This is a genomic window from Nocardia carnea (assembly GCF_029868855.1).
In the GTDB taxonomy this organism is placed as follows: domain Bacteria; phylum Actinomycetota; class Actinomycetes; order Mycobacteriales; family Mycobacteriaceae; genus Nocardia; species Nocardia carnea_A.
On record NZ_JARWOV010000049.1, the window covers coordinates 36,700 to 44,380 of the forward strand.

The window sequence follows — 7,681 nt, forward strand, 5'->3', positions numbered from 1 at the left end:
ACGCGGCGCAGGGGCAGGACGGGCGCGAGGCCCGCGTGGTTCCCGGTTACCTCACGGGCAGGTCGCGACCCGGGATGGCCGCGAGCAGGCTGCGGGTGTAGTCCTCGGCGGGCGATTCGAAGATCTGCTCGGTGCGCGCCGCCTCGACGATCCGTCCCTGGTGCATCACCAGAACATCGTCCGCGATCTGGCGGACCACCGCCAGATCGTGGGTGATGAACAGATAGGTGAGGCCCAGTTCGCGCTGCAATCGGTCGAGAAGGTCCAGGATATTGGCCTGGACCAGCACATCGAGTGCCGAGACTGCCTCGTCGCAGACCAGCAGCTCCGGTTCGAGGGCCAGCGCTCGGGCGATGGCCACACGTTGGCGCTGCCCGCCGGACAGTTCGTTCGGATAGCGGGACGCCATACCGGCCGGGAGGGCGACCTGGTCCAGCAGTTCGCGGACTCGGGCATCGCGTTCGGCGCGTGTACCTAGGTTGTGGGTCCACAGCGGTTCGGCGATACACCGGTGAATCGAGTACATCGGGTCGAGCGAAGCGTAGGGATTCTGGAAGATCGGCTGCACCCGGCGGCGGAACCGGGTCTGTTCGCGGCGGGGCAGCGCGGCGATATCGGTACCGTCGAAAACCACCGAACCCGAGCTGGGTTCGAGCAGCCCGAGGACGAGCTGGGCGACCGTGGATTTTCCGGAACCGGATTCCCCGACCAGCGCGGTGGTGGTTTCGCGGTCCAGGCGGAACGAGACGTTTTCCACTGCCGTGCTCTCCCGGGAACGCCATGGGGCCGTGCCGCGCACCCGGTACCGTTTGGTCAGCCCGTTCGTGATCAGAATCGGGTCTTTGCTGCCCGCGCGATCCTGTTCGGGCTCGGCGAGGCGGATACGTTCGACCCGCCGCCCGGCGGCCAGCGAGGGGGCCGAATCGACCAGTTTCCGGGTGTAGTCATGGCGCGGATCGCGGAGTAGGTCGAGCGCGGGACCGGATTCGACGACGCGACCTCGGTACAGCACGACCAGGTGCTCCGCCCGTTCGGCAGCCAATCCCAGATCATGGGTGATGAGCAGCATGGCAGTGCCGAATTCGCCGGTGAGACTGCCGATATGGTCGAGAATCCGGCGCTGCACGGTGACGTCCAGTGCCGAGGTGGGTTCGTCGGCTATCAACAGCGCCGGTCGCGCGGACAGCGCCATCGCGATGAGCGCGCGCTGCCGCAGCCCACCGGACAGTTCGTGCGGATACTGGCCGGCGCGGTGCTCCGGGTCGGGTATGCCGGCGGCGCGCAGCAATTCGACTGTTCGTTCTCGGGCGGCCCGGCCGCGGGCCACTCCGTTGGCGGCCAGGGTCTCCCGGATCTGGAAGCCGATCGTGTACACCGGGTCGAGATTCGACATCGGATCCTGCGGTACGAAACCGATCTCGGTACCGCGCAGGGCCACCAGCCGGGATTCTGCCGCGCCGGCCAGCTCCGCACCGGCGAAGCGGATACTGCCGCCGGTGACACGGCCGCCGGGCGGCAGCAGACCGAGAACCGCGTGCGCGGTGGTCGATTTACCGGATCCGCTCTCCCCTACGATCGCCACGGTTTCACCGGGGTAGACGCTGAGATCGACCCCGCGCACCGCCTCGACACGGTCGTCGCCTGCCCCGAAGGATATGTGCAGATCCCGGACCTCCAGCAGCGGGCGGTCGTCGGTGGCACCGGTCATGATCGCATCCTGTCTCGGGTCCGGGTACGCGATGCGCCGCGCCTGGCTCCGGCCGGCCGATTTCGCTGGTCCCCGCCGTTCACCGTGCCCGCCGTGTTTTCGGATCGATGGCATCGCCGAGAGCGTCACCGAGCATGATGAAGCTGAGCACCGTCAGCGCCAAGGCGGTGGCGGGGTAGAACAGAATCAGCGAACCGCCGCGCAGCTGCTGCTGGCCGGTCGCGATATCGGCGCCCCAGGAGACCTCGGTCGGTGGCAGGCCGACGCCCAGGAACGACAGTGTCGCTTCGGTGACGATGAAAACACCCAGCCAGATCGCGGTCACCACGATGACCGGACCCACCGAATTGGGCAGGACATGGCGGACGAGGATACCCAGCCGGGATACGCCCAGAGCCCGCGCGGCCAGGACGTATTCGCTGTTCTTCGCCGCGATCACCGAACCGCGGGCGATACGCGCCGCCTGTGGCCAGGTGAAGCCCGCCAAGGTGACGATCACCAGCCAGATGGTGCGCTCGGTGGACAGCTGCATGAGAACGATGGCGGCGAGCATGAGCGGGATGGCGTAGACGATCTCCGAAATCCTGGAGATGATCGAATCGAGCACGCCGCCGTAATAGCCGGCCAACGCCCCCAGCGTGGCTCCGATCAGGACGAACAACGTTGCCGCCCCGACTCCGGTGAGAATGGATGCGCGAGCCCCGTAGACGGTGCGCGCGTAGATATCACAACCCTGCAGGTCGAATCCGAACCAGTGCGCCGAACTCGGCGGCAGCAGACTGTTGTCCACCAGGCAGTAACGCGGATCCTGGTCGGTGAACAGTCCGGGGAACGCCGCCACGACCACCACGAGCAGGATGAGCGCCACCGCGATCCAGAACAGCGGATTCCGGCGTAGATTCTGCCAGGCCTGACCCCAGAACCCGCGTGGTGCGCCCACGACCCGGACCTGATCGGCGGTCTCCACGGTCACCACGTCCGGTTCGGCGACCCAGCGTTGCCGGTCGGACCGGCCGGCCAACTCATCCGACATTGTTGCGCTCCTGTTCACGCATAACGGATCCGGGGGTCGAGTACCGCGTAGAGCAAGTCCACCAGGAGGTTGGCGAGCAGGAACACCACGATCAGCACGGTGACGAACGAGACCACGGTCGGCGCTTCACCGCGCACCACCGCCTGATAGAGAGTGCCGCCGACGCCGGGGATGTTGAAGATGCCCTCGGTGACGATCGCGCCGCCCATGAGGGCACCGAGGTCGGCACCCAGGAAGGTGACCACCGGGATGAGGGAGTTCCGGAGGATGTGCACTGGTACGACACGGCGGCGGGGCAGTCCCTTGGCAGTCGCCGTTCGCACATAGTCGGCGTCACGGTTGTCGGCGACCGCGTTGCGGGTCAAGCGCAGGACGTAGGCGAACGACAGCGACCCGAGTACCAGCGCCGGCACCACCAGGCGACCCCAGCTCGTATCCGCGCCGACCGTGACCGGCGCGATCCCCCATTTCACGCCCAGCAGGAACTGCGCGAGGAAACCGAGGACGAAAACGGGTATCGCGATGACCACCAGGCTCACCACCAGCATGGCCGAATCGAACACCTTGCCTTTGCGTAACCCGGCCAGGACACCGAACAGCACCCCGAGTACTGCTTCGAACACCAACGCCAGGAATGCGAGCCGGAAGGTGATCGGAAAGGCTCGCGCCAGTTCGTCTTTCACCGAGCGCCCGGAGAACGAGGTGCCGAGATCGAAGGTGAAGATGCCTTTCAGGTAATAGAAGTACTGCACGAAGAAGGAGCGATCCAGGTGGTACCGCGCGCGCAGTTGCTCTTCCAGGGCGGGCGTGAGGGTGCGGTCGCCGGCCAGCGCCGCCACCGAACCTCCGGAGATCTTGTAGATCAGGAAGTAGACGAGCAGGGTGGCGCCGAAGAACACCGGAACCATCTGCAGCAGGCGCCGTACTACGTACCAGGCCATACGCACTCCTCACGCCGCTCGGGTCCGGGCGTCATATCAACTCGAGGTTCTCGAAATCCGCCATCCCGTTCCACCCGAAGGTGACCCCGCGGACCCGGTCGGAGTACCCGGACGAGTTCACGTAGTCGAAGATCGGGATGCTGGGCAGGTCGTGCAGGAGAACCGTCTGGGCCCGGGCGACCAGCGCCCACGATTCGGGCTCGGTCGCCGCAGCTTCGGCCGCCGCGATCAGGGCGTCGAATTCGGGGTTGTGGTAGTCGAAATCGTTGGTTTCGGAGTGGCTCAGGAACGACGGCTCGAGGAACTGGAGCATGGTCGGATAGTCACCCTGCCAGCCCGAGCGGAAAGCCTTGCCGACGGTCCGTGTGGTGATCTGGTCGCGTAGCTGTTTGAACGTCGGGTATGCGGCCCCGACCGCCTCGATACCGAGGGTGTTCTTGATACTGTTCGCGACCGCGTCGACCCAGGACTGGTGGTCGCCGTCAGCGTTGTAGGCGATTTCGAAACGGCCGCTCCACGGCGAGATCTCGTTCGCCCGCGCCCACAGCCGGCGCGCCTCGTCCGGATCGAATTCGAGAACCTCCGACCCCGGCAGGTCGCCGTCGAAACCCGGTAGCACGCTGGAGGTGTAATCCCGCGCGGGTGCGCGGGTACCGCGGAAGATCTTGTCGCCGATGGCCTGCCGGTCGATCGCCCGTGATATCGCGTGGCGGCGCAGCCGGCCCTCCGCACCGGCGAAATGCGGAAGGCCCGGTTGGGTACCGATCCACTGGTTCTTGGCGGTCGCCGCGGCGACGGCGCGCTCCCCCAGGTCGGCGTGGACGACGGTCAGCGCGCTGGTGGGGACCGAATCGAGCACATCCAGATTGCCGGCCAGCAGATCGGCGTAGGCGGCATCGATATCGGAGTAGAAAACGAAGGTCAGGCCCTGGTTCCGGGCCGGTCGTCCGCCCCGGTACGACTCGTTCGGCACCAGCTCGAGTTTCACATCGTGCTGCCAGGCATCCGGACCCGCGAAACGGTAGGGTCCGTTGCCGAACGGACGTTGCCCGAAGGCCTCCATATCCGCGAAGGCCGCGTCGGGCAGCGGGTAGTAAGGGGCATAGGCCAGCCTCGTCCGGAAATCGATCGTCGGTGCCTTCAGATCGACGGTGAAAGTGAGATCGTCGAGCACCCGCAGACCCGACATGGTCCGCGCCCGTGGCGGATCGGCCTGCACATCCTCGAAGCCGAGGATCGGCTCATAGGTATAGCTCTGCAACTGTGCGTTGGTGACCAGGGCGCCGTAGTTCCAGGCGTCCACGAAAGAGTGCGCGGTTACCGGTGAGCCGTCGCTGAAGGTCCATCCGGGTTCCAGGCGAATCCGGTAGTGCTGCTGATCGGTGGTCTCGATGGATTCGGCGACCTCGTCGTGCAAGCTGCCGTCGGCGGCGATCCGGCGTAGTCCCGCGAACAGTCGATCGACGATCCGTCCCCCGCCGTTCTCGTTCGTATTCGACGGCACCAGCGGATTCTGTGGCTCCGAGCCGTTGACGGCGATGGAATCACCCAGCGCCGGCGTCACCGTGCAAGCGGGCAGGACCGCCACAGCGGCCACTACCAACACCAGGCCGATCGCTCGCCACGACCACGACGCTCCCCGCACCCAAACTCCCCGCTCGTTCGTCTGCTCCGCTCGGTATCCACCGCGCCGCGAGATCGAGGCCGCTGCGCATTCGCCACCACGCCGCGGCGTATCCGGCTCGGGCGCCGAAAGACGGGACACAGCCACGACCGATACCTCGCAGAGTTGTCTGAGGATATCGGCACATGCTCCGTCACGCGCGGCTTCGCGAACTTCACGCCGGATCGCGGACGACCGCTCATCCGCTCCCGGCAGCCGTTCATCCCATGTCGACGGCCTTTCGTCCAGGGATACGCGCGGCCGGACCCGGGAGAGTTTAGGGTCACAGATAGCCCTCATGGTGCAGGTAACGCGAAGGAAGTGACTCAGATGACCGAAACGCCGGACGCCTACCCGCCGAGCGCGGAGTTCGCTGCCGCGGCGAATGTGGATGCGGGTATCTACGAGCGCGCCGCGCAGGATCGCGAGGGGTTCTGGGCAGAGCAGGCCGACCACCTCCACTGGCATCAGCGCTGGAACCAGGTGCTCGACTGGAGCGGGGCCCCGGTGGCGAAATGGTTCGTCGGCGGGCGCCTGAACGTCGCCTACAACTGCGTGGACCGCCACGTTCTCGAAGGGCGCGGCGACAAGGTCGCGCTGCACTGGGAGGGCGAACCCGGCGATTCCCGCACGATCACCTACGCGGATCTGCTCGCCGAGGTCGGCCGGGCGGCCAATTACCTGACCTCGCTCGGTCTGACGGCGGGCGACCGGGTCGCCATCTACATGCCGATGATCCCCGAGACCATCGTGGCGATGCTGGCCTGCGCCCGCCTGGGTCTGACGCATTCCCTGGTTTTCGCCGGGTTCTCCCCGACCGCGCTCCGGCAGCGGATCGACGATGCCGAGGCACGCCTGGTCATCACCACCGACGGCCAATGGCGCCGGGGTAATCCGGCGCCGCTGAAAGAGGCGGTCGACGAAGCGCTGTTCGCGCACGGTGACGTTCCCTCCAGCGTGGAACATGTACTGGTGGTGCGCCGGGTCGGCATCGAGGTCGCCTGGACCGAGGGACGCGACCTGTGGTGGCACGAGACCGTCGCCGGGGCGGAGCCGGCGCACGAAGCCGAGGCCTTCGATTCCGAGCATCCGCTGTTCATCCTGTACACCTCGGGAACCACGGGTAAGCCCAAGGGCATCCTGCACACCAGCGGCGGGTACCTGACCCAGACCAGCTACACCCACCGCGTGGTGTTCGACCACAAACCGGAAACCGATATCTACTGGTGCACCGCCGATGTCGGCTGGGTGACCGGGCACAGCTACATCGTCTACGGTCCGCTCGCCAACGGCGCCACCCAGGTGCTCTACGAGGGCACCCCGAACTTCCCCGACGAGCACCGGCACTGGCAGATCATCGAGAAGTACGGGGTGACGATCTACTACACCGCGCCCACCCTGGTCCGTACCTTCATGAAGTGGGGGCGGCAGATCCCGGACGCCCACGATCTGTCCTCGATCCGCGTGCTGGGCTCGGTCGGCGAACCGATCAACCCGGAGGCCTGGCGCTGGTACCGCGATGTGATCGGCGGCGGTGCCGCGCCGATCGTCGACACCTGGTGGCAGACCGAAACCGGCGCCATCATGATCTCCCCGTTGCCCGGTATCACCGCCACCAAACCGGGCGCGGCGATGACCCCGCTACCCGGTATCTCGGCCACCGTGGTGGACGAGGAAGGCAATACGGTGCGCCGCGGCGAAACCGAAGCCAACGGCTATCTGGTCCTGGATCAGCCGTGGCCGGCCATGCTGCGCGGTATCTGGGGCGATATGGAACGCTACCGCGCCACCTACTGGGAGCGATTTGCCGAACAGGGCTGGTACTTCGCCGGTGACGGAGCGAAACTCGACGTCAACGGTGATCTCTGGGTGCTCGGCCGGGTCGACGACGTGATGAACGTGTCCGGGCACCGCATCTCCACCGCCGAGGTCGAATCCGCCCTCGTCGGCCATTCCGGAGTGGCGGAGGCGGCGGTGGTCGGCGCCACCGACGAAACCACCGGTCAAGGCATCGTGGCCTTCGTGATCCTGTCCGCCGACGCCACCGATACCGGCGCTGCCATGGTGGACGAACTCAAGGCCGAGGTAGCGCGCGAGATCAGCCCGATCGCCCGCCCCCGGGAAATCCACGTGGTGCCGGAGCTGCCCAAGACCCGCAGCGGCAAGATCATGCGCCGGTTGCTGCGCGATGTGGCCGAGGGCCGCGAACTCGGCGATACCTCGACCCTGGTCGACCCGCAGGTGTTCGAGAACATTCGCGCGGGACGTTCCGAGTAGGTCGGCTTCGGGCCCGGGGCAGCGGAAGCATACCCGGCCCCCCCCCCCCACCCGTTGCT

Annotated in this window: 5 protein-coding genes; 1 reads left to right on the forward strand and 4 read right to left on the reverse strand. The window is 66.7% G+C overall.

The features are described from left to right. Positions 1 to 46: 46 nt before the first annotated feature. The 4 genes from QH195_RS04500 to QH195_RS04515 form a co-directional block, all read right to left on the reverse strand. On the reverse strand, positions 47 to 1,708 hold the full coding sequence (locus tag QH195_RS04500; RefSeq protein ID WP_280434415.1) for an ABC transporter ATP-binding protein: 1,662 nt from the start codon (positions 1,706 to 1,708) through the stop codon (positions 47 to 49). 79 nt (positions 1,709 to 1,787) lie between these two features. After that, positions 1,788 to 2,741 (reverse strand): ABC transporter permease, encoded by a 954-nt coding sequence (locus QH195_RS04505; RefSeq protein ID WP_280434416.1) that lies wholly within the window; start codon positions 2,739 to 2,741, stop codon positions 1,788 to 1,790. Between the two features lie 14 nt (positions 2,742 to 2,755). Continuing rightward, entirely contained in the window at positions 2,756 to 3,682 is a 927-nt protein-coding gene (locus tag QH195_RS04510) for an ABC transporter permease (protein WP_280420720.1), read from the reverse strand. A 31-nt stretch (positions 3,683 to 3,713) separates the two neighbouring features. Further along, a complete protein-coding gene (locus tag QH195_RS04515; protein ID WP_432278437.1) occupies positions 3,714 to 5,288 on the reverse strand; it encodes a peptide ABC transporter substrate-binding protein in 1,575 nt (524 codons plus the stop codon). A 387-nt stretch (positions 5,289 to 5,675) separates the two neighbouring features. Between QH195_RS04515 and acs the strand changes: the two genes are divergently transcribed. Next, positions 5,676 to 7,622 carry an acetate--CoA ligase gene (gene acs, locus QH195_RS04520; RefSeq protein WP_280434417.1) on the forward strand — a complete coding sequence of 649 codons (1,947 nt, stop codon included), beginning with the start codon at positions 5,676 to 5,678 and terminating at the stop codon, positions 7,620 to 7,622. The last annotated feature ends 59 nt before the right edge of the window (positions 7,623 to 7,681 follow it).